We start from the raw sequence: 20,369 nt of genomic DNA, 5'->3' as shown, positions 1-20,369 counted from the left end.
ATCGCTGAGACGTTCCCGGCAGGCCGGGGCAGCCCGCATGGATGCGGGCTGAGGGCCGTGTTTTGCAAGGACGCTGCCTCGGCCCGACCCGAAGCCTGCAGGGATAAGTCGAAGGCACCGCGCAGCGGCGATGTTGCTGGCCGGAGCCCGGGGGTACAGGGGGCGGCGGCGACTGGCCGCCCCCTGTGCGCTCCCTGCGCCATGAGTGACATAACGCAGAAGGCGTATCGGGAGCGCAATGTGTGCTGAAGTCGTAGATCACATACAGGACTTCCCGACAGTGCTTTCCCTCCCCTACTCCCGGAGGGAAAGGGAACCGTCCAGCAGCGCCGGCCGGGCAATACCCGAAGATGGCACATTGCCAGCCATCTGATTCCCTGTGATTAATGTTGGTCCAGCCACGCCAACGCCTGCTCGCCCGCCTCGTCCATCGGCAGGTAGACCAACAGGCGCGAGCCGTTGCGCGGCGCCGAATACCAGTACATCTGCTGCAGGCTGAATCGCCCGAGCTGCGGGTGGTTAAAATGTTTAATCTGGTTTTCCACGCCGCGCACCTCGTAGCGCTGATGCCACAGCGCTTCAAACTCCGACGAGGCGGCGAAAAAGCGCGCCAGTTTGTTTTCCCACGCCGGATCGCCGCGGTGCTCGGCCATCGCGGCGCGGAAATAGGAGACGAAGGTCGGCAGCACATCGCGATTTTCGATCCGGCTGCGCCAGGTCTCATGGGTCAGATAGAGATAAATGCAGTTGCGATCTTCTTCCGGGAGGGTGGCGAAATCGATGCCCATCAGGCGGCAGAAGCTGTCGTTCCACGCCACAATATCAAAGTTCGGTTTCTGAATGCTGGCCGGCTGCGGCATCAGGCTGTCCAGCATCCGGCGGGTCCCTGGGCTGATGCCTTCGCACACCGTCACCTGGGTGGCTTCCGGCGGGGTCAGCCCGGCGAGCACGAACAGATGCCGGGTCTCCAGCGGACTGCACTGCAGGGCATTCGCCACCCCCACCAGCACCGCCTCCGACGGATTCACCTCCCGCCCCTGCTCCAGCCAGGTGTACCAGGTAACGCCGACGTCGGCGAGCATCGCCACCTCTTCCCGGCGCAGACCCGGCGTGCGCCGGCGGCCCACCCGGGGCAACCCCAGGCGCTGCGGATCGAGGCTTTCACGGCGGGCGCGCAGAAAGGCCCCCAGCTGTTTGCGTCGATCGTCCGGCACGGCGATCGTCGACTCCCGTTGCGGCATCGTGGTCATCACCCCTCCAGCATAGTAGTGCCAATACCAGTATAGACAGGAACTGGTACCCGTTTAATTTATCGGTAATGCTACGTCGGTCTGCTGAATGACGCAATGGAGAATCCCATGAATACGTCTGCTGTTTCACCCGGCCGCGCCGGTCTGTTGCTGCTGCTGAGCGGCCAGATGCTGCCGCTTATTGATACCTCGATCACCAATGTGGCGCTGGACGCCATCACCCACACCCTGGCGGCCAGCGCCACGCAGCTGGAGCTTATCGTCGCGCTGTACGGCGTCGCCTTTGCCGTCTGCCTGGCGATGGGCAGTAAGCTTGGCGATAACTATGGCCGCCGGCGCCTGTTTATGTGGGGCGTCGCCCTCTTTGGCATCGCTTCCCTGCTGTGCGGGATGGCGAACAGCATCGGCGCCCTGCTGGCGGCCCGCACCCTGCAGGGCGCCGGGGCGGCGCTGATTGTGCCGCAGATCCTCGCGACCCTGCACGTCACCCTCAAAGGCCCCGCCCACGCCCGGGCCATCAGCCTGTATGGCGGGATCGGCGGGATCGCCTTTATCGTCGGTCAGATGGGCGGCGGCTGGCTGGTGTCGGCGGACATCGCCGGGCTGGGCTGGCGCAACGCCTTTTTTATCAATGTGCCGATCTGCCTGCTGGTGCTGGCTCTGAGCCGCCGCTATGTGCCGGAAACCCGTCGCGAGACGCCGTCGCGGATTGACTGGCAGGGTACGCTGTACCTCGCGCTGATCCTCTGCTGCCTGCTGTTCCCGATGGCCCTCGGTCCGGAGCTGCACTGGCCGCTGTGGCTGCAGCTGATGCTGGTGGCGGTCCTGCCGCTGCTGTTCGCCATGCGTCAGAGCGCCCTGCGCCAGCAGCAGCGTGGCGACCATCCTCTGCTGCCGCCGCGTCTGCTGCAGTTGACCAGCATCCGCTTCGGGATGGCCATCGCCCTGCTGTTTTTCAGCGCCTGGTCCGGCTTTATGTTCTGCATGGCGCTGACCATGCAGGAGGGACTGGGGATGGCGCCGTGGCAGTCCGGCAATAGCTTTATCGCCCTCGGCGTGGCCTATTTTATTTCGGCGCTGTATGCCCCGCGGCTTATCGCCCGCTACAGCATGGGGCGGATCCTGCTGACCGGTCTGGCGGTGCAGATCGCCGGACTCCTGCTGCTGTGCGCCACCTTCTCCCGCTTCGGCGTCGCCACCAACACCCTGACGCTGGTTCCCGCCACGGCGCTGATCGGCTATGGCCAGGCGCTGATCGTCAACAGCTTTTATCGGATTGGTATGCGCGATATCAGCGCCAGCGACGCCGGGGCCGGGAGCGCAATCCTCAGCACCCTGCAGCAGGCGACCCTCGGTCTCGGACCGGCTATCCTTGGTTCGCTGTTCCTGGCGCTGGCCCGTCGCGGCGGCGGCAACTATCCGCAGGCGCTGATTGATTTTCTGCTGGTCGAGGTGGCCATGATGCTGTTGCTGGGGGCCATCGCGCTGTGGCTACGCCATCATCTCAACCGACAGCCGGCGACGGTGGCCTCGTAATACCGGCGGCGGTAATTTGCATAATAGCTATCCAGCGGTCATCATACCCGCTGGATATTCAGGAGACGTTATGCAGGAATTAATATCGCAAATTGCCGCCTTAGGAATCGAAATAACCCCCACCCGCTCGCTGATGATTATCTTCGGCATTATCTTGTTCACCGCCGTGGTCGTGCATCTGATATTGCACAAAGTGGTCCTGCGCGCATTTGAAAAACGGGCGCTGGCCAGCAGCCATCTGTGGCTGCAAATCATCACGCAGAATAAACTCTTTCACCGACTGGCCTTTACCCTGCAGGGGATCATCGTCAATGTGCAGGCGGTGCTGTGGCTGCAAAAAGGCAGCGAGGCCGCGGAAATATTAATCACCGTGGCTCAGCTATGGGTGATGATATATGCCATGCTGTCCTTCTTCTCGCTGCTGGATGTCATTTTAAAGCTGGCGCAGAAATTTCCCGCCGCCTCACAGCTGCCGCTGAAGGGCATATTCCAGGGAATTAAGCTGGTGACGGCGATTATTATCGGCATTCTGATTATTTCGCTACTGATAGGCCAGTCGCCAGCGATCCTGATTAGCGGGCTCGGCGCCATGGCCGCGGTGCTGATGCTGGTGTTTAAAGATCCGATCCTCGGTCTGGTGGCCGGTATCCAGCTCTCTGCCAACGATATGCTCAAGCTTGGCGACTGGCTGGAGATGCCGAAGTACGGCGCCGACGGCGCGGTGATCGATATCGGCCTCACCACGGTCAAGGTGCGCAACTGGGACAATACCATCACCACCATTCCGACCTGGTCGCTGGTCTCTGACTCGTTTAAAAACTGGAGCGGCATGTCGGCCTCCGGCGGCCGCCGCATCAAACGCAGCCTTAACATCGACACCACCAGCATTCATTTTCTTGATGAACAGGAGCAGCAGCGCCTGATCCGGGCGAAATTACTCAAACCCTATATGGATTCACGCCACGAGGAGATTAGCGCCTGGAACCAGCAGTACGCCGGGGAGCAATCGATCCTCAACGAGCGGCGGATGACCAATGTCGGCACCTTCCGCGCCTATCTGCAGGAGTATTTACGCCATCATCCGCGCATCCGCCAGGATATGACCCTGATGGTGCGCCAGCTGGCGCCGGATGCCAACGGCTTGCCGATCGAGATCTACTGCTTCACCAACACCGTGGTATGGGCGGAATATGAGGGGATCCAGGCGGATATTTTCGACCATGTCTTCGCTGTGGTGGATGAGTTTGGCTTACGCATTCATCAAACGCCCACCGGCAACGATATTCGCGCGCTGACCGGCGCCTTCTCCCGCTGATCCTCAGACGCTGGCGCGGTCTATCACGCGCCAGTCCATCATCACCCGCTCGACGGCAGCGTCGGGATCGTCGATGCGTTTCATCAGTAGAGACACCGCCGTACGGCCGATCGCCCGGGAGGGCTGTTCGACGGTGGTCAGCTGCGGGGAGACCACTTCCGCCAGCTCGGTGCCATCGAAGCCGATCACCGCGATATCTTCCGGCACCCGCAGTCCGGCCTGGGCGATAGCCCGCAGCGCCCCGGCGGCGAGGGAGTCCGAAACGGCAAACACCGCATCGGGCTTCTCGTCTTGCGACAGCAGTTGCTCCATCGCCCGTTTACCGGCCGCCGCGCTAAGATCCTGCGCGTAGGTCACCTGCTGATACGCCAGACCGTGCACGTGCAGCACGCTTTTATAGCCGCGCTCGCGCAGACGGGCATAGCGATAGCTGAGGTCGTGATTAATGAGCGCGATGCGGCGGCGGCCGCTATCGGCCAACCGGGATACCGCCCCCTGAGCCGCCTCAACGTCGTTAATCCCGACGCAGGAGATGCTGCCGGTGTCGGCATACTCCGCGCACTGCACCCAGGGCGCGTCGCCAATCATGGTGGTCAGTTCCGGCAGGCTGGAGAGCGCGTTCATGGTAATAATGCCGTCGACCATTTTGCCGGAGAGCAGCTGCAGGCCCGAGGTCGAGCGGGCCAGATCCGACCCGGAGTTACACAGCAGAATGCGATAGCCATTCTTCTCCGCCTCTTCTTCTATCCCCTTCACCACCTCGGCGCAAAAGGGGTTAGCGATATTGGAGACCATCACCAGGATCATATTGCTGCGGGCGGTTCGCAGCTGACGCGCCAGCAGGTTCGGCTGATAGTTGCTCTCTTTGATCGCCTGCAGTACGCGCTCACGGTTTTTGGCTTTTACCGTATCGCTGTTGTTCAGCACCCGCGACACCGTGGCCACCGAGACGCCGGCCAGACGAGCAATTTTCTGAATAGACATAAACCCTGCACTTCCTGCGATAGAGGTGGATCCTGCAGGCTATCATAAATGACCTCTGATTGGCCTGCCAGCCTGGCGCGAAAGCGCGGGAACGCGCGAGAAAACTATTAATAATCAGGGCTTCTCTCCCGCCCCGTTAACGCGCATCCTTTTGCCGTTTCATATTCTCATTAGCGCAGGAGGCGCAACAGACCGCCTGCGCCCCATTTTTTCTTTTATGATTAAGGATGATATCTCCATGAGGCTCTCCACCGCGATTCTCGCCCTCAGCTGTGCCCTGGCAACGATCACCGGCTGCACCTCGTCAAAATCGTCACCGGAACGCCATGCCTACGCCTTCGTCGCCCACCGCTCCGATTTTGTCGGCGGCAATTTCACCGTCAACCGCCAGGAAAATTACCGTTTAAACCTGCCGACCTTTACGGCGATGTATGCCCGCGGACAGCAGGATAAAGCCGCTGGCATGAGCGAAAGCGATGCCCGCCGCACCGCGGAAGCCATCAAACAGCAGGCGGCGCAGGGCACCCGCACCGAGCACGCCTTCACCGGCAATGCCAGCGACAAATGGGATAATGCGATGGAAAATAAAGATGCCGTCCTGTTCGGCAACGAGCTCTCCGGTGCCTATCTCGACGGCTATCTTGGGGTGAAATAATCCTGCGCCCCACCTGCGCTCAGCGTTCGACGCTGACCCAGCGCTGCTGCTGATGGCTTTTGACGATCGCCTCGATGATGTACATCACATCGGCGCCGTCGTCGAAAGCGGCGAAGCGCCGGGCCCCGGCCGCCGGCATCTTCCCGGCGCGCACCGCCTGATAAAAATGCCCCATCATATTCTTAAAGGCGTCCGGCCAGCCCTCAATGTGGCCGCCGGGGTAATGGGCGCTGTCAGCGATTTCCGGCCGCAGCAGGCTCGGGTCATCGCTGAGCAGGCGATCCGGCTGCTCGCGGTGGCCGATCCACAGCCGCTGGGGCACTTCCTGATCCCAGGCCAGAGAACAGAGGCTGCCGTTAATCTCCACCGCCAGACGGTTTTTCCGCCCGGCGCTCACCTGAGAGACCATAAAGCTGCCCTTGCTGCCATCGTCAAAACGCAACAGCACCGAGCCAAAGTCCTCGGTATCGACAGGCCGCGTTTCATATGCCTGCGCCTCGTGAACGGCGCTGAAGGTCGCTTTGCCATTGACCGGCGCTTTACGCGTTGGCCAGACGATAGACAGATCCGCCATCACCTCGACAATCCGCCGACCGGTCATAAACTGCACGGTATCGCACCAGTGGGAGCCGATGTCGGCCACCGTCCGCGACGCGCCGCCCTGCGCCGAATCGACCCGCCAGTTGTAGTCGGTCTCCAGCAGCATCCAGTCCTGTAAATAGCTGCCGTGGGCCGCGAAGATTCTGCCGACCTCGCCATGGCGGATCATCGCCGCCGCCTGCTGGACCATAGCGAACTGGCGGTAGACGAAGCTGACGCCATGCACCACGCCGGCCCGGGCGGCAAGCGCCACCAGCTTCCGCGCCTCCTCCGCCGTCATACACAGCGGTTTTTCGGAGAAGACGTGCAGCCCGGCGGCGAGGATCTGCCGGTTAATCTGGGCATGTAGATGGTTGGGCGTGCAGTTATGCACCACCTGCAGCCCCGGATGGGCCAGCAGCGCCTCCACGCTGTCGTAGGCATGGGCAATGTTCAGCGCTCGCGCCTTGCGCTGCGCCGCCTCAAGGCGGCTGTCGCACAGCGCCACCACCTCGACATCTCCCAGCCGCCGCAGCGCCTCCAGATGCGCCGGGCCGATAAACCCTGCCCCGATAATCGCGACCTGAATCATGTTATTCCCTCCCGCCGGCGGCAAAGTCATCGAAGGCCCGTCCGGCAACGGGAATGATATGGCGGCGGATAAACTCGCTGCCCTCGCGCGCGCCGGTCTCACTATCCTTCAGGCAGCACTCCCACTCCAGCACCGCCCAGCCGGCAAAATCATATTCGGTCAGCTTACTGAACACCCCTTTGAAGTCGATCTGTCCGTCGCCGGGAGAGCGGAAACGCCCGGCCCGCTGCTGCCAGGGCTGGTATCCACCGTAGACGCCATTGCGCCCGTTGCGGCGAAATTCGGCGTCCTTGACGTGAAACGCTTTAATACGCGCATGATAGATATCGATATAGGTCAGGTAGTCCATCTGCTGCAGATGCAGGTGGCTCGGGTCATAGAGCATATTGCAGCGCGGATGGTTATCCACCAGCGTAAGAAAACGCTCAAAGGTCACGCCATCGTGCAGGTCTTCGCCGGGATGGATCTCATAGCAGACATCGACTCCCTGCTCGTCGAATAGGTCCAGCAGCGGCCGCCAGCGCCGGGCCAGCTCGGCAAAGGCCTCATCCAGAAGCGGCTGATTGTGCGGCGGCCACGGATAAAAAAAGGGCCATGCCAGCGCCCCGGAAAAGGTCGCGTGCGCCTGCAGCCCCAGGCGGCCGGAGGCTACCGCCGCCTGGTGCACTTTCTCCACCGCCCAGCGCTGGCGCGCCTGCGGATCGCCATGCAGCGCCGCCGGGGCAAAGGCGTCTAACGCCGCGTCATACGCTGGATGCACCGCCACCAGCTGTCCTTCAAGGTGAGTGGACAGCTCGCTGATCACCAGCCCATGCTCCGCCAGGATGCCGCTGACCTCGTCGCAGTAGGTCTGGCTCGCCGCCGCCCGCTCGACATCAAAAATCGCCGGGTGGTTGCAGGGGATCTGCAATGCCTTGTACCCCAGGCCGGCGGCCCACTGCGCTATCCCCGCCAGGGTGTTGAACGGCGCCTGGGGCCCGATAAACTGCGCCAGAAAAATGCCCGGTCCCTTAATCGTTTTCATACCCCCTCCTGAAAAATTAGTGCGGCTCTTTCTCGTTGTACTGGAAAGAGAAAAGGAAAATCAGCGCGATAACCGCGGCGGCCACCGCCGGGATCCACCAGAAGGTCACCCAGGCCTGAGGCACGCTCTGGCCGGCCACCAGATGGTTATACAGCGCGCCGGAGATCTGCGAGCCCAGCAGCATGCCGATCCCGTAGGTGAACATCACAATCATGCTCTGCGCCTGGCCTTTTACCTTCTCGCCCGCCACGCGGTCGGTGTAGATAAAGCCAACGACAAAGAAAAAGTCATAGCACACGCCGTGCAGCAAAATGCCCAGATAGAGCAGGAAGCGCCCCTCCTCGCTGACTCCGAGAGCGAAAAAGGCGTAGCGGACGAACCACGCCGCCATGCCGATGAGCAGCATGTATTTCACCCCGAGGCGACGGAACAGCAACGGGATCACCAGCATAAAGACGATCTCTGACATCTGACCGAACGACATCGCGGTGCTGACATCTTTGACGCCGGCATCCGCCAGATACGACGCGGTATAGGCGTAATAGGTGCCTAACGGCACGGAAATTAAGGTGGCGCAGAGGGAGAAAATCAGGAAATGGCGGGTTTTCAGCAGCGCGAAGGCGTCCGCGCACAGCAGGTCGCGAAACTGAACCGGCATGCCTTTGGCCGGCGCCGGGGTGTGCGGCAGCGTCAGGCTGTAGAGCGCCAGCGCGACCGAACAGAGCGCCGCCAGCGTGAAGATGCCGGTGGTATCAGAGATACCGGTCACCCCGATGCAGATCCCGGCGATAATCCAGCCGATGGTGCCGAACACGCGGACCACCGGGAAGGTTTTATCGACATTGGCCAGGCTGTGGAAGGCGATATTGTTGGTCAGCGCCAGGGTCGGCATATAGCACAGCGTATAGCCGAACAGCAGGCCAATCAGCAGGGCGCCGTTCTGCGCCACCAGCGCCTGCGGGACAAACCACAGGATCGCCGCCCCGGCCAGGTGCATCACCGCCATCACCTTCTGCGAGGCGAAAAAGCGATCCACCAGCATCCCCAGCACAAAGGGAGACAAGATGGAGGCGATCGGCCCGGCGGAGAACGCATCGCCGATCAGCAATGACATCTCATAGCGGGTCATCACCAGCCCCAGGGTCACCGACCAGCTGCCCCAGATAAAAAACTGCATAAACATCATTAACGACAGCCGCGGCACCAGAAAACGGTGGCTCACGCGGACACTTTCCCGACCTTCTGTTGTTGTGACCATGTTGCTCGCCCTCAGAAAAGTAATCGATTACAAAACCACTCAAAACAAAAGTAATCGATTACAAAAAGAAGATCGCCAGGCAAATGCGCCGCCTGCGAAGAGGATCACAATAAAAAGGCAGGCAGCCCCGCCGGACGGCGGGGCATCTCGCTTACGCCGGGCGGCGCAACAGTTTGAAGGCGATAAACAGGAACAGGATCCACACCGGCAGCAGGATCGCCGACAGACGCATGCCGTCGATAGTGCACATCAGCGCCAGGATCAGCCCAAGGAAAGCAATACAGAAGTAGTTGCTGGCGGGCGCCAGCAGCGCTTTGAACTTCGATTCGCGCCCTTTGCGGCGCTGGGCGGCGCGGAACTTCAGGTGCGCCATACAGATCATGATCCAGTTCAGCAACAACGTCGCCACCACCAGGGCCATCAGCAGCCCCAGCGCTTCATGCGGCAGCAGGTAGTTCAGCACCACCACCAGCGAAGTGATAATCCCGGAGAGCAGCAGGGAGTTCACCGGCACGCCGCGCTTGCTGACGCGGGCGAGAAATTTCGGTGCATTACCCTGCACCGACAGGCCGAACAGCATCCGGCTGTTGGAGTACACGCCGCTGTTATACACCGACAGCGAGGCCACCAGAATGACGAAGTTCAGCGCGGAGGCCACCAGGTTGCTGTCCAGATTATGGAAAATCATCACAAACGGGCTGCTGTCGGATTTGATCTCCACCCACGGGTAGAGCGCCAGCAGCACCACCAGCGAACCGATATAGAACAGCAGGATACGATAGACCACCTGATTGACTGCTTTGGGAATGCTCTTTTCCGGATTTTGCGCTTCGGCGGCGGTGATGCCGATAAGCTCCAGCCCGCCGAAGGAGAACATGATCACCGCCAGCGACAGAATAAGTCCGTGCCAGCCGGTGGCGAGGAAGCCGCCGTGTTTCCACAGGTTGTCGAACCCGGCGTTGCTACCGCCGTGGCCGCCAAACAGCATCCACAGGCCAAAGGCAATCATGCCGATAATCGCCAGCACTTTTATCAGCGCGAACCAGAACTCGGCTTCACCATACAGTCGCACGTTGACCAGGTTGACGGCGTTAATAATGAGGAAGAAGGCCGCCGCCCAGACCCAGGTGGGGACGTCGGGCAGCCAGTACTGCATGTAGATCCCGGCGGCGGTCAGCTCCGCCATCCCCACCAGCACGAACATCACCCAGTAGTTCCAGCCGGACAGGAAGCCGGCGAACGGGCCCCAGTATTTGTAGGCAAAATGGGCAAAGGAGCCGGATACCGGCTCTTCCACCACCATTTCGCCCAGCTGGCGCATGATCAGAAAAGCGACAATCCCGGCCACGGCGTAGCCCAGTAAGACCGCCGGACCGGCCATCTGGATAGCGGGACCAATGCCGAGAAACAGGCCGGTGCCAATGGCGCCGCCAAGGGCGATAAGTTGAATGTGTCGGTTCTGTAAACCGCGATGAAGCGTCGGGCCACTTTCCGTGACGGTCTCCGACGACGTTGACGCGTCTTTCACGTCGTTCCCCTGTGTGTTTTTGTGAAGGGGCACCTTTTATCACTTAGGGGGGATTGTCGCAAGTTGCATGGGGCGAGCGTCAGCCGCCCGCCCCGCTTTTTTTAGCGTCAGAAGTCGTAGCTCATTGAGACGCGGACGGTACGCGGATCGCCTTCGAACAGATAAGTACCGGTATCGTCAATGCCAGACCAGTACTTCTCGTTGGTCACGTTGGTCACCCCGACGCGCCAGATCATTTCGTTCTGATCGGCGTTCAGACGCATACGATAGCGCAGACCTAAATCCAGGGTGGTGTAGCTATCCAGCTTTTTGGTGTTGGCCGCATCGGCATACTGCGACCCGCTATGATTGACGCGCGCGGTAGCGGTCAGGCCTTCCACCGGCTTGATGTCATATTCGGCGCCGAGCACCGCGTAGAAGTTAGCCACCCCGATGGCATCTTTACCGTCGGTTGCGCCTTCAGCGGTTTTAGTCTGTTTGGCATCCAGCCAGACGGTACTGGCGTTAAGACGCAGTCCCAGCATCGGCTCGCCAAAGACGTTCATCTCTACGCCGCGGTTACGCTGCTCGCCGTCGAGGCCGTAATTGCCAGCGGTATCGGAAATGGCGTTCGGTTTTTTAATTTCAAACAGCGCCAGCGATCCTCCGATCGTACCGTAGTCGATCTTGACGCCCACTTCGTCCTGCTTCGAGTACGCGATCCCGGTACTCTGCCCGGCATTGGCCGCCGTCGTCGGCGCCACAGAGCCCGGCTGCAGCGCTTCGGTATGGTTAGCATACAGCGACAGCTGCTCCCACGGCTTGTACACCAGGCCAAACGTCGGCATCCAGCGGCTTTGGGTATAACGCGAAGAGGTATCTTCCAGCCCGGTGGCGTTGCTGTAGTTGCGCACGACCACTTTCTGATGACGAGCGGCGGCGGTAAACAGCACTTTATCGTTAAAGAAGCCGAGGGTATCACTCAGCAGCCAGCCCTGCGTACGGCTGCGCGAGGTGACCAGCGGATCGTGGTAGTTGCCGCCAAAATAGGCGTTATCCGGCATCGCCACATCATGGTTGTCATAGATATTAGTGGTCGGGTTCCTGGCCGACATCCGCCAGGCGGTCGCATCGGTATGCACCTGCGCCGCATAGCCGAGGTTCACCTTATGCGAAATCGCGCCGGTATTGAAATCGCCGCGTACCCCGCCCATGCCGCTGATCGCGTCGATAATGCGGTTAGTATCCAGGCGGCCCACCGTCGCATCGCCGTTTTTATTCAGAAGCTTCGGCGCGCTGTAGGTACCAATTTCATGCGAATGCTGGCCGCCGAGGGCGCTGTATACCGTCCAGCTATCGGTCAGGTCATATTCTGCCTTCGCCATGCCGAACTCGCTTTCGATATCGCTATAGCCCCACTTCTGGCTGTAGTTTTTGCTGTTGTCCGGCAGCGCCGGAACGAAATCCACGCCGCTGATATTGACGCCCATCGTACCGCCGTGGAACGTTTTCTTCTGATAGCCGAAATCGAGCGAGGAGCGGAAACGGTCGCCGCGGTAATCAAGCCCCAGCGAAGCCAGCGTGGTACGGCGTTTATCATTATCAATAGCGCCTTCACCCTCGCGGTGCACCAGGTTGACCCGGGCGCCGAACTGGTTGTTGTCGCCGAAACGCCGCCCCAGGTCGAGGGTGCCGCCCACCTGAGAATCAGAGGTATAGTCGACGCCAACGCGCGCGGTCGGCAGATCTTCCGCCCGCTTCGGCTCGAGGTTAATCATCCCGCCGACGCCGCTGCTGGCCGCGCCGTTAAGCAGGCTGTTAGCCCCTTTGAAAATTTCAACGCGCTCCAGCATCTGGGTGTCCATCACCTGACGCGGCACCACGCCCGCCAGGCCGCCCATCGTCATGTCATCGCCATCGAGCTTAAACCCGCGGATTCGATAGGTCTCGGCGAAGTTGCCGTAGCCCTGTACGGCCTGCACGCCAGCGTCGTTACTGACGACATCGGCGATAGTTTTCGCCTGCTGATCCTGAATCAGCTTCGAGGTATAGCCGATGACGTTAAACGGGACGTCCATCGCTTTTTGTTCGCCAAGCATCCCCAGACGGCCGCCGTGGGCGATCTGGCCATCGAGGAATGCCGGAACCACCAGGTCGCCGCCGGATTTAAAATCGCTGGTTTCATTAGCCTCGACGATGAGGGTCTCTTCGCCAGGCTGCTTCGCGGCGGCAGCGTCCGCGGCCATCGCCGTTTGACTGGCGGCGCCGATGGCTAAGGCCAGCAGCGTTTTACGCAGCGGGAAGGATGAATAGTGCGTGGTGTGCATAATTTGCCCCATGGATGAGGATAAATGAATCAAAGGGCCCGTCGCCGGACCCGTTATTTTTATTGCGCGTTCAGGTCGATACGTACGACGCTGTCCGGGCCTTTAGTGGAGTGGTCTTTATTGAAGGGCTGTTTGACGGTGACAAACAGCGTCTGACCATCGGCGGAAAGCAGCAGGCTGTTGGGATTGGCCGGCAGCGCCCAGCTTTTCTTCAGCGTGTAGCGGCTGGCGTCAAGGCTGATGACCTTGCCGGATTCACGCTGTGAAATATAAATTTCGTGGCGTTTCTTATTGAATTGCACCGCCAGCGAATCGCCGACGTCGAGCTGTTTAAGCAGCTTGCCGCTGTGGATATCCAGCACCAGAGTGGTTTTCGCTTTCGAGTTGTCGGTCACGAACAGACGGCCGGTGTCGCTATCTTCGGCCATATTAAGCAGCAGCGCCGGCTTGTCGCCCAGCGGCTTCCAGCGCTGTTCAATGCGTTGGTTACGCGGGTTGATCACCAGAATTTCACCGCTGCCGTTAGCGGCGTACACGCGACCGGTTTGCGCGGAGTAGTGCAGGCCGGTCATCCATTTACCGGTATTTTTAATCCGCGTTTTCAGCTTCAGGGTAGTGGCGTCAACCACCCAGATTTGCGCCGGGTCGGCGACCGCGCCAACGTAGAGAGTATTATTCAGCAACAGCAGCTGACGGGCCCCATAAGGGCGACCTTTTTCATTGCGCTCGCTGAACAGCAGGCGGTTTTTTACCTTGCCGGTGGCGGTGTCGATAGCGCTGATGCCGCCGTCCAGCGAATTGCTGACATACAGCGTTTTACCCTCCGCAGAGAGCTGTAAAGCGAAGTTTTTCAGATCGGTATGCGTCAGGCCGATGGTATTGAGGGTGTGCGGATCCAGTGTGTAAACCGCCCCGCCCTGTACATTTTTAAAGCCTTCAGCGCTGGCGACGTACAGCGCATCACCCTGCGGGCTTAACGCCATCTCGTACAGCCCTTCCGCTAGCTGGCGCTGCAGCGGTTGCGCCACGTTAGGGACTGGCGAGTCGACAACCGGTTGGGAAACGGCAGAGGAATGAGGCGTCGCGCAGCCGCTTAACGCCGCGCTGATGGCCAGCGTCAACGCCGGAAGTGTGTATTTCATTGGATCAACCCTATAAAAAATCAATGACCCGATGGACGCGCAGCGGCCGATATTGTGTGTTTCCAGCCTGCTGTCTTTACGTCACCCTACGCCTTCGCGACTCTTAGTGAACGACTCACTGGCGCAGCTCGAACCTTGCCAAAATTACGAATGAAAAAGAGAATGAGAACTATACTCATTATCTAATATCAAACAAGTCCTGGCGGGCAAAAAAGATAATCTGCTGATTTTTTTTACGGCAATGGCGGATTAGGAGGGGAAGAAAGGATCCGTGACGGGAAAAGCGTCCCGGAAGCGATGCCGTGCACCGCCCGGGTTGCAGGCCAGAAGGCACACAATGTGTTGCCTATCTGGCGCAAAGCGACACATGACAGCGCTATGTCGCTGAACGGCGATTAATAGCGCACCATCACCGACTTCAGCTCCGTATAATCATCGATAAACGCGCTGCCGAATTCGCGCCCGATGCCCGAGCCCTTCATGCCGCCGAACGGTACCGCCGGGTCGAGGAAGGTATGCATATTGACCCATACGATGCCGGCCTCAATCGCCTCCGAGTAGCGTAGCGCCTGACGAATATTATCCGACCAGACGCTGGCCGCCAGGCCATACGGTGAGGCATTCATCCGCGCCAGCGCCTCTTCTTCACTGCGATAGCCGATAAAACTGCACACCGGACCGAAGGTCTCCTCGCGCATCAGGGTGCTCTCTTCGCTGCGCACTTTGACCGCGGTCGGCTGCAGGAAATAGCCCTCCCCCGGCAGCGCTTCGCCGCCGCAGACGATGGTATCGCCCTCGTCGCGGGCGGTCTGAATGAGCCGCAAAACTTTGTCATACTGCTGGCGGTTGGCCAGCGGCCCCATCAGCGTCCGTTCATCCAGCGGCGACCCCGGCGCAAAAGCACTGAGCTTGTCTTTCAGCAGCGCCAGTACCGCATCCAGTTTTCCCTGCGGCAGATAAAAACGTTCCGCAGCGGCGCAAATCTGCCCCTGGTTCAGGTAGCCAGCTTCAATAATGCCGTTGACCATCGCCTCCGGCGTCAGGTCATCGAGGAACAGCGCGGCGTTTTTGCCCCCCAGCTCAAGGGTCACCCGTTTACCTGACGCACTGGCCGACTGCTGGACTTTTTCACCGGTGGCCACCGAGCCGGTGAAGCTCACCTTGGCGCAGGCCGGATGCGTAATCAGCCGCTGGGCAATCTCGCCGCCGGCGCCGTTGACCACGTTAATCACCCCATCCGGGATACCCACCGCTTTTGCCAGCTCCGCCACGCGCAGCAGCGTCAGCGGCGTATATTCGCTCGGCTTGAGGACGATGGTGCAGCCGCAGACCAGGGCCGCCGCCAGCTTCCAGATGGCAATCATGATGGAGAAGTTCCACGGCACGATGCCAACCACCACCCCCAGCGGCTGGCGGCGGGTAAAGGCGGTATATTTCTCCCCGGCCATCGATGGCAGCGAGACATCCAGCGTTTCACCGGTGACTTTCCCCGCCCAGCCGGCGAAGTAGCGCAGGAACGCCACCGACTGGTCCAGCTCGAGCATCCGCGCCAGCGTGATAGTTTTGCCGGAACAGAGACTTTCCAGCTGCGCCAGCGCTTCGCGATGCTCTGCCAGCGTGTCCGCCAGCTTCAGCAGCAGCGCGCCGCGCGCCAGCGTCGGCATCTCGCGCCACTGACTAAACGCCTGGCGGGCGCTCTCCATAGCGCGATCCGCCTGGTCACTATCCGCCGCGGTGACCTCGGCAATCGCCCGCCCGGTCGCCGGGTTGATCACCGCGAACGGCGCGCCGCGGCCCGCCTCACGTTGACCGGCAATAAACTGCCCGTGCGGCTGGCGTAAGAAGGCGGTCACTTCCGCCAGTAAGGTTATCTCGCTCATCGTCAGCACCCGTTTTTCAGCAAAGTTAACCCATCACAGCACGGCTTCCCGCCGCAGCCTATCGTTCTAAAGAACGTCATTCTTCCGGACGATATTCAACGCCCGCGCGGCGTGCTGTGATGAGGGTCTTGAGCCAGGCAAGACCACAGGGTAACGCGATGAACATCAAGATCGATGCGCTGAACTACTACGGCGCGACGAAGAAATATCACCTCCATTTCCCGGCGCTACGGGAAGATATTGAAGCCGATGTGGTAATTATCGGCGGCGGCTTCTCTGGCATTAACACCGCCCTTGAGCTGGCGGAACAGGGGATCACCAACGTGGTGGTGCTGGAGGCGCGCCATCTCGGCTACGGCGGCACCGGGCGCAACGGCGGCCAGGTGATGGCCGGTATCGGCCACGATATCGAAGCGGTAAAAAAGCACGTCGGCAAAGAGGGGCTGGAGACGCTGTTTAAAATCGCCAACCTCGGCGCGGGCATCATTCGCGAACGCATCCGCAAATACAACATCGACGCCGATTTCGTGCCCGGCTACGGCTATCTCGCCTATAACCAGCGACAGCTTAAAACGCTGCGCCAGTGGGAGAAGGAGTTTAAAGCCGCTACCCCGGATGAAGAGATCGAACTGTATACCGGAAAAGAGGTGCAGCAGGTGGTGGGCTCCGAGGTCTACTGCGGCGCGCTGAAACATATGGGCGGCGGCCAGATCCATTCACTCAATATGCTGCTCGGTTCGGCGCAGGCCGCCCATTCGCTGGGGGTGAAGATTTTCGAATCCTCGCCGGTGGTGGAAGTGAATTACGGCAAACAGGTGCGGGTACGCACCGCGATGGGCAGCGTCAAAGCCGCCAAACTGCTGTGGGCCTGCGACAGCTTCCTCAACAATATGGAGCCGGAGATCTACAACAAGACGCTGGTCACTTACTCCTACCAGGTGTCGACCGAGCCGCTCTCCGATGAACTGATCGAACGCATCAGCCCACTGCGCGGCGCCTTCAGCGATATTCGCCCGGTAATTAACTACTACCGCGTCACCCGGGAAAACCGCCTGCTGTTCGGCAGCGCCACCCGCTTTGTGGAGTATACGCCGAACGATTTCGCCGCCTGGAACCGCACCTTGCTGGCGGAGGTCTTCCCCTATCTCAGGGATGTGAAGATCGATTTTGCGTGGGGCGGGCCGATGGCCTGTAGCGCCAACCTGTTCCCGCAGATCGGCACCTTACGCGACCATAACAACGTCTTTTACGTCCAGGGGTACTCCGGCTTCGGCGTCACCCCGTCGCACATCGTGTGCAAAATCCTCGCCGAAGGGATCAACGGCGGTTCCGACCGCTATCGTCTGCTAAGCAGCATTCCTCACGCGACCATCCACGGCCGTGACAGCCTGCGTCTGTTATTAGTCACGGCCGGAAAACTGATGCATCAAACCGCCGGTTTCTGGAAAGGCCGGAGTTAACCAGGAGAACGCTATGCACGCTTTTAAACTTAAACACCCGGTACCTGATCTGCAGCCGATCGGCAGCGTCAGCCTGCTCGGCGCGACGCCGACCGCCGGCGACCCGCAGGTAGCGGGCGCGATGATCTACGGCGAGCCGCAGGACGCCTTTACCTGCGGACTGTTTTCGTCCACTGAGGGGAGCTTTACCATGACCTATCCGTTTACCGAGCACGCCACCGTGCTGGAGGGCGAAGTGGAGCTGACCGTAGCCGGCGGCGAGCCGCAGCGCTTTGCGCCGGGTGACAGCTGGTTTGTTAAACAGGGCACCGAAGTGGAGTGGAAAATTCTGACGCCGCGCTTTGTGAAGCACTACCTGGCGAACGTCGAGACCCGCTAACAAACTGATAATGCCCGGCGGCGCATTACGCCTTCTCCGGGCTACCAAATCGCGCAGCGCTGTAGCCCCGGTAAGCGGCGCCACCGGGGGTTTTGAGGCCGCCAACACCGGCAGTTTCAGTCAGCATGGTGAATAAATTAAAGGCAGGCCGCACGGACCGTAGGCCGGATAAGGCGCAGCCGCCATCCGGCAGAAACAGGCGCAACGTGGCAAGACGGATGGCCCCGGTTTTCGGGGTCATATTGTTTATCCGCCGCGACATTCATCGACTGCGTCACAGAATCATGCGCCGCCCTCCACCTTCCGGACGATATTCGTTGAGCAGGATGCCCGCCTAAATTATGACTATCCGGGAGTGGCGCTGGCTATTCCCTGCCCTACCCCATTATTGTGCAGAGGTTGACTATGTTTAGTAACAGACTCGCCAGCCATCTTGAGCGCGGCGTCGTCGGCTTCCCGACCACCCTCGCCAGCTCCGTCGGGCTGATCATGGCCAGCCCGGTGATCCTCACGGTCACCAGCGGCTTCGGCATGGGCGGCGATACCTTCGCGCTGGCGGTGCTGCTGGCCTTTATTATGATGCAGGCGCAGGTCACCACCTTTGCCGAGGCGGCGACGCTCATTCCCACCACCGGTTCGGTGTACGACTATATCTCCTGCGGCATGGGCCGCTTCTTCGCTATCACCGGCGCGCTGTGCGCCTATCTGATCGTCCATATCTTCGCCGGGACGGCGGAGACGATCCTGGCGGGCATTATGGCGCTGGTGAACTTCGAGTCGATTAACGCCCAGATGGCCGCTCACCAGAACACCTGGATGGTGGGCGTCGGCATGGTGGTGATTTTCGGCTTGCTCAACGCCATCGGCGTGGAAATCTTCGGCAAGGTCGAAGTGGTGCTGACCTTCGGCATGTGGACCACGCTGACCATTTTCGGCCTGTGCGGCATTTTTATGGCGCCGGTGACTCATCTTTCCGGCTGGTTCGGCACGCCGCTGAACGTTAGCGATATCAACGGCCTGTTCGGCTATATCGGCATGGCGATGTTTATGTTCGTCGGTTGCGAACTGGTGACGCCGATGGCGCCGGAGATCAAACAGGCCCACCGCACCATACCGCGGGCGATGGCGCTGGGCCTGCTGGGGGTCGCCAGCTGCATGTTTATCTACGGCGCGGCGATCAACCGCCAGGTGGAGAATACCGTGCTCGACGCGGCCAACAACGTCCATCTGCTGGATACACCGATGGCGATCCCGGCCTTCGCCGAACGGGTGATGGGCCACGCCGGCCAGTACTGGCTGGGGGTCGGGCTGCTGTTGGCCGGCTGCGCCACCATCAATACGCTGATGGCCGCCGTGCCGCGTATTATCTACGGCATGGCGCTGGACGGCGCGCTGCCCCGTTTCCTGACCTGGCTGCATCCGCGCTTTAAGACACCGGTGATCGCCATTGCCATCGGGGTGGAGATCCCTTGCCTGCACGCCTGGTATCTGAACGGCGATCTGGACCGCATCGTGCCGCTGATCCTCGCCGCGGTCTGCGCCTGGGGCGTCGCCTATCTGCTGGTTACTCTGTCGGTGGTGATGCTGCGCATTCGCCGCCCGGACCTGCCGCGCGCCTACCGCTCGCCGTGGTTCCCGCTGCCGCAGATTATCTCCAGCGTCGGGATCATCATCGCTATCGTCAATATCACGCCGCCCGGGATGGACAGCCGCCAGGTGCTGGTGCCTTTCGGCATAATGCTCGGCCTGACCGCCGCTTACGCCCTGTTCTGGACGGTGTGCGTGCAGCGCGTCAATCCGTTCAAGCCGCTGGTAGTGGAAGAGGTGGTGGAGCGCGCCATCAACAATTATGAAAAACAGACCCGCGGGGAGATGACGCCAGATGTCCTCCGTCCCCTGGTTTGAAACGCCGTTAATGAACGCGGTGCAGCGCGATCTGGCGGGCTGGCCCAGCGAAAAGCTGAGCGAACGCAGCGCGCTGCTGCGCTTGAACGACGCCACCGCCGTCACCTTCAGCGTGCGTCAGAAGCGGCTGTTTATGGCCAGCATTCACAGCTGCGAGTTTATCGTCGAGGGGCCGGTGACCCGGCCCGTGAGCGGTAACATTCGCGCCCATCAATCCGGCTGGTGGAAACGCCAGCCGATCCGCTTTATCGGCGGCAAAGGCAGCGAGGAACTCGCCGGCTATCTCAACGGTTTTCCTAATCTCCAGCAGACCTTAAGCGAGCTGGATTACCGCCGCTTTTCGCTGACCTTTGATAGTAGCGGCTGGCGCTGCAGCATTGAACCCTGGGCCGCCAGCGAAGTGGTCTGTAAAATGCCGCCGCTGCGCCGTTATCTGCGGCTGGAAGCGCAGCAGCGGATGCTGCTGCTCAGCGTGCTGGCGATGGTTAATCAGGCGGTAAGTCAGTGGATGCGCGGTGAAATCGCAGAAGAGAAAGCATTGACTTCCCCGCCATCACCGCGGGGAAGCTGAGGTGG

The 20,369-nt window shown here is 60.6% G+C and carries 17 protein-coding genes; 7 read left to right on the top strand and 10 right to left on the bottom strand.

Translation table 11 applies throughout. The annotated features are described in order from the left end of the window. Positions 1 to 383: 383 nt before the first annotated feature. Positions 384 to 1,250, bottom strand: coding sequence for a helix-turn-helix transcriptional regulator (locus BHE81_RS02560; protein WP_004151823.1), 867 nt, complete (start codon positions 1,248 to 1,250; stop codon positions 384 to 386). Between the two features lie 108 nt (positions 1,251 to 1,358). Here BHE81_RS02560 and BHE81_RS02555 point away from each other — a divergent pair, with 108 nt between their 5' ends. Both BHE81_RS02555 and BHE81_RS02550 read left to right on the top strand, forming a co-directional pair. After that, positions 1,359 to 2,786, top strand: coding sequence for an MFS transporter (locus BHE81_RS02555; RefSeq protein WP_023300814.1), 1,428 nt, complete (start codon positions 1,359 to 1,361; stop codon positions 2,784 to 2,786). A 70-nt stretch (positions 2,787 to 2,856) separates the two neighbouring features. Further along, positions 2,857 to 4,101 carry a mechanosensitive ion channel family protein gene (locus BHE81_RS02550; protein WP_004191456.1) on the top strand — a complete coding sequence of 415 codons (1,245 nt, stop codon included), beginning with the start codon at positions 2,857 to 2,859 and terminating at the stop codon, positions 4,099 to 4,101. 3 nt (positions 4,102 to 4,104) lie between these two features. Here the strand turns inward: BHE81_RS02550 and BHE81_RS02545 are convergent, their stop codons facing one another. Beyond that, positions 4,105 to 5,085 (bottom strand): LacI family DNA-binding transcriptional regulator, encoded by a 981-nt coding sequence (locus BHE81_RS02545; RefSeq protein ID WP_004176981.1) that lies wholly within the window; start codon positions 5,083 to 5,085, stop codon positions 4,105 to 4,107. A 238-nt stretch (positions 5,086 to 5,323) separates the two neighbouring features. Between BHE81_RS02545 and BHE81_RS02540 the strand changes: the two genes are divergently transcribed. After that, a complete protein-coding gene (locus BHE81_RS02540) occupies positions 5,324 to 5,740 on the top strand; it encodes an Exc2 family lipoprotein (protein WP_004202462.1) in 417 nt (138 codons plus the stop codon). Between the two features lie 19 nt (positions 5,741 to 5,759). On the opposite strand, the gene BHE81_RS02535 is transcribed toward BHE81_RS02540, so the two are convergent. The 7 genes from BHE81_RS02535 to BHE81_RS02505 all read right to left on the bottom strand — a co-directional run bounded on the left by BHE81_RS02535 (position 5,760) and on the right by BHE81_RS02505 (position 16,049). Beyond that, the gene (locus BHE81_RS02535) at positions 5,760 to 6,911 is read right to left on the bottom strand and encodes a Gfo/Idh/MocA family protein (RefSeq protein WP_023302207.1); all 1,152 of its coding nucleotides are present in this window, start codon (positions 6,909 to 6,911) and stop codon (positions 5,760 to 5,762) included. A gap of 1 nt (position 6,912) precedes the next feature. Then, complete coding sequence (locus tag BHE81_RS02530) at positions 6,913 to 7,935, bottom strand: sugar phosphate isomerase/epimerase family protein (protein WP_020804837.1); 1,023 nt, start codon at positions 7,933 to 7,935, stop codon at positions 6,913 to 6,915. A 16-nt stretch (positions 7,936 to 7,951) separates the two neighbouring features. Then, positions 7,952 to 9,157, bottom strand: a complete 1,206-nt coding sequence (locus BHE81_RS02525) for an MFS transporter (protein ID WP_004198867.1) — start codon at positions 9,155 to 9,157, stop codon at positions 7,952 to 7,954. Between the two features lie 187 nt (positions 9,158 to 9,344). Then, positions 9,345 to 10,721, bottom strand: coding sequence for a phenylalanine transporter (gene pheP, locus BHE81_RS02520; RefSeq protein ID WP_023342944.1), 1,377 nt, complete (start codon positions 10,719 to 10,721; stop codon positions 9,345 to 9,347). A 107-nt stretch (positions 10,722 to 10,828) separates the two neighbouring features. Next, entirely contained in the window at positions 10,829 to 13,027 is a 2,199-nt protein-coding gene (locus BHE81_RS02515) for a TonB-dependent receptor (protein ID WP_023342945.1), read from the bottom strand. 59 nt (positions 13,028 to 13,086) lie between these two features. Continuing rightward, positions 13,087 to 14,169, bottom strand: coding sequence for a YncE family protein (locus tag BHE81_RS02510; protein ID WP_004147457.1), 1,083 nt, complete (start codon positions 14,167 to 14,169; stop codon positions 13,087 to 13,089). 395 nt (positions 14,170 to 14,564) lie between these two features. Continuing rightward, on the bottom strand, positions 14,565 to 16,049 hold the full coding sequence (locus BHE81_RS02505; RefSeq protein WP_004178887.1) for an aldehyde dehydrogenase family protein: 1,485 nt from the start codon (positions 16,047 to 16,049) through the stop codon (positions 14,565 to 14,567). Between the two features lie 158 nt (positions 16,050 to 16,207). Here BHE81_RS02505 and BHE81_RS02500 point away from each other — a divergent pair, with 158 nt between their 5' ends. Further along, positions 16,208 to 17,509 (top strand): NAD(P)/FAD-dependent oxidoreductase, encoded by a 1,302-nt coding sequence (locus BHE81_RS02500; protein ID WP_004176990.1) that lies wholly within the window; start codon positions 16,208 to 16,210, stop codon positions 17,507 to 17,509. A 13-nt stretch (positions 17,510 to 17,522) separates the two neighbouring features. Continuing rightward, positions 17,523 to 17,888 carry a cupin domain-containing protein gene (locus tag BHE81_RS02495; protein WP_002892824.1) on the top strand — a complete coding sequence of 122 codons (366 nt, stop codon included), beginning with the start codon at positions 17,523 to 17,525 and terminating at the stop codon, positions 17,886 to 17,888. Between the two features lie 25 nt (positions 17,889 to 17,913). Here BHE81_RS02495 and BHE81_RS02490 read toward each other — a convergent pair whose 3' ends face one another. Beyond that, a complete protein-coding gene (locus BHE81_RS02490; RefSeq protein WP_004183278.1) occupies positions 17,914 to 18,129 on the bottom strand; it encodes a hypothetical protein in 216 nt (71 codons plus the stop codon). Positions 18,130 to 18,293: 164 nt separating this feature from the next. On the opposite strand from BHE81_RS02490, the gene BHE81_RS02485 reads away from it, so the two are divergent. Further along, positions 18,294 to 19,793 carry an APC family permease gene (locus BHE81_RS02485; RefSeq protein WP_149888782.1) on the top strand — a complete coding sequence of 500 codons (1,500 nt, stop codon included), beginning with the start codon at positions 18,294 to 18,296 and terminating at the stop codon, positions 19,791 to 19,793. After that, the gene (locus BHE81_RS02480; protein ID WP_023302210.1) at positions 19,771 to 20,364 is read left to right on the top strand and encodes a DUF3156 family protein; all 594 of its coding nucleotides are present in this window, start codon (positions 19,771 to 19,773) and stop codon (positions 20,362 to 20,364) included. The genes BHE81_RS02485 and BHE81_RS02480 overlap by 23 nt, the downstream gene beginning before the upstream one ends. Positions 20,365 to 20,369 lie beyond the last annotated feature (5 nt).

Origin of the sequence: Klebsiella sp. AqSCr (genome assembly GCF_008452795.1) — a bacterium.
GTDB classification, from domain to species: domain Bacteria; phylum Pseudomonadota; class Gammaproteobacteria; order Enterobacterales; family Enterobacteriaceae; genus Klebsiella; species Klebsiella pneumoniae.
Note: the sequence above shows the minus strand (reverse complement) of the source record. Positions and strands in the feature narration are given on the sequence as shown.

Coding starts and splice junctions, on each gene's coding strand:
- BHE81_RS02560 (WP_004151823.1), bottom strand. CDS start 1,250: ATGACCACGATGCCGCAACGGGAGTCGACGATCGCCGTGCCGGACGAT.
- BHE81_RS02555 (WP_023300814.1), top strand. CDS start 1,359: ATGAATACGTCTGCTGTTTCACCCGGCCGCGCCGGTCTGTTGCTGCTG.
- BHE81_RS02550 (WP_004191456.1), top strand. CDS start 2,857: ATGCAGGAATTAATATCGCAAATTGCCGCCTTAGGAATCGAAATAACC.
- BHE81_RS02545 (WP_004176981.1), bottom strand. CDS start 5,085: ATGTCTATTCAGAAAATTGCTCGTCTGGCCGGCGTCTCGGTGGCCACG.
- BHE81_RS02540 (WP_004202462.1), top strand. CDS start 5,324: ATGAGGCTCTCCACCGCGATTCTCGCCCTCAGCTGTGCCCTGGCAACG.
- BHE81_RS02535 (WP_023302207.1), bottom strand. CDS start 6,911: ATGATTCAGGTCGCGATTATCGGGGCAGGGTTTATCGGCCCGGCGCAT.
- BHE81_RS02530 (WP_020804837.1), bottom strand. CDS start 7,935: ATGAAAACGATTAAGGGACCGGGCATTTTTCTGGCGCAGTTTATCGGG.
- BHE81_RS02515 (WP_023342945.1), bottom strand. CDS start 13,027: ATGCACACCACGCACTATTCATCCTTCCCGCTGCGTAAAACGCTGCTG.
- BHE81_RS02510 (WP_004147457.1), bottom strand. CDS start 14,169: ATGAAATACACACTTCCGGCGTTGACGCTGGCCATCAGCGCGGCGTTA.
- BHE81_RS02505 (WP_004178887.1), bottom strand. CDS start 16,049: ATGAGCGAGATAACCTTACTGGCGGAAGTGACCGCCTTCTTACGCCAG.
- BHE81_RS02500 (WP_004176990.1), top strand. CDS start 16,208: ATGAACATCAAGATCGATGCGCTGAACTACTACGGCGCGACGAAGAAA.
- BHE81_RS02495 (WP_002892824.1), top strand. CDS start 17,523: ATGCACGCTTTTAAACTTAAACACCCGGTACCTGATCTGCAGCCGATC.
- BHE81_RS02490 (WP_004183278.1), bottom strand. CDS start 18,129: ATGACCCCGAAAACCGGGGCCATCCGTCTTGCCACGTTGCGCCTGTTT.
- BHE81_RS02485 (WP_149888782.1), top strand. CDS start 18,294: ATGTTTAGTAACAGACTCGCCAGCCATCTTGAGCGCGGCGTCGTCGGC.
- BHE81_RS02480 (WP_023302210.1), top strand. CDS start 19,771: ATGTCCTCCGTCCCCTGGTTTGAAACGCCGTTAATGAACGCGGTGCAG.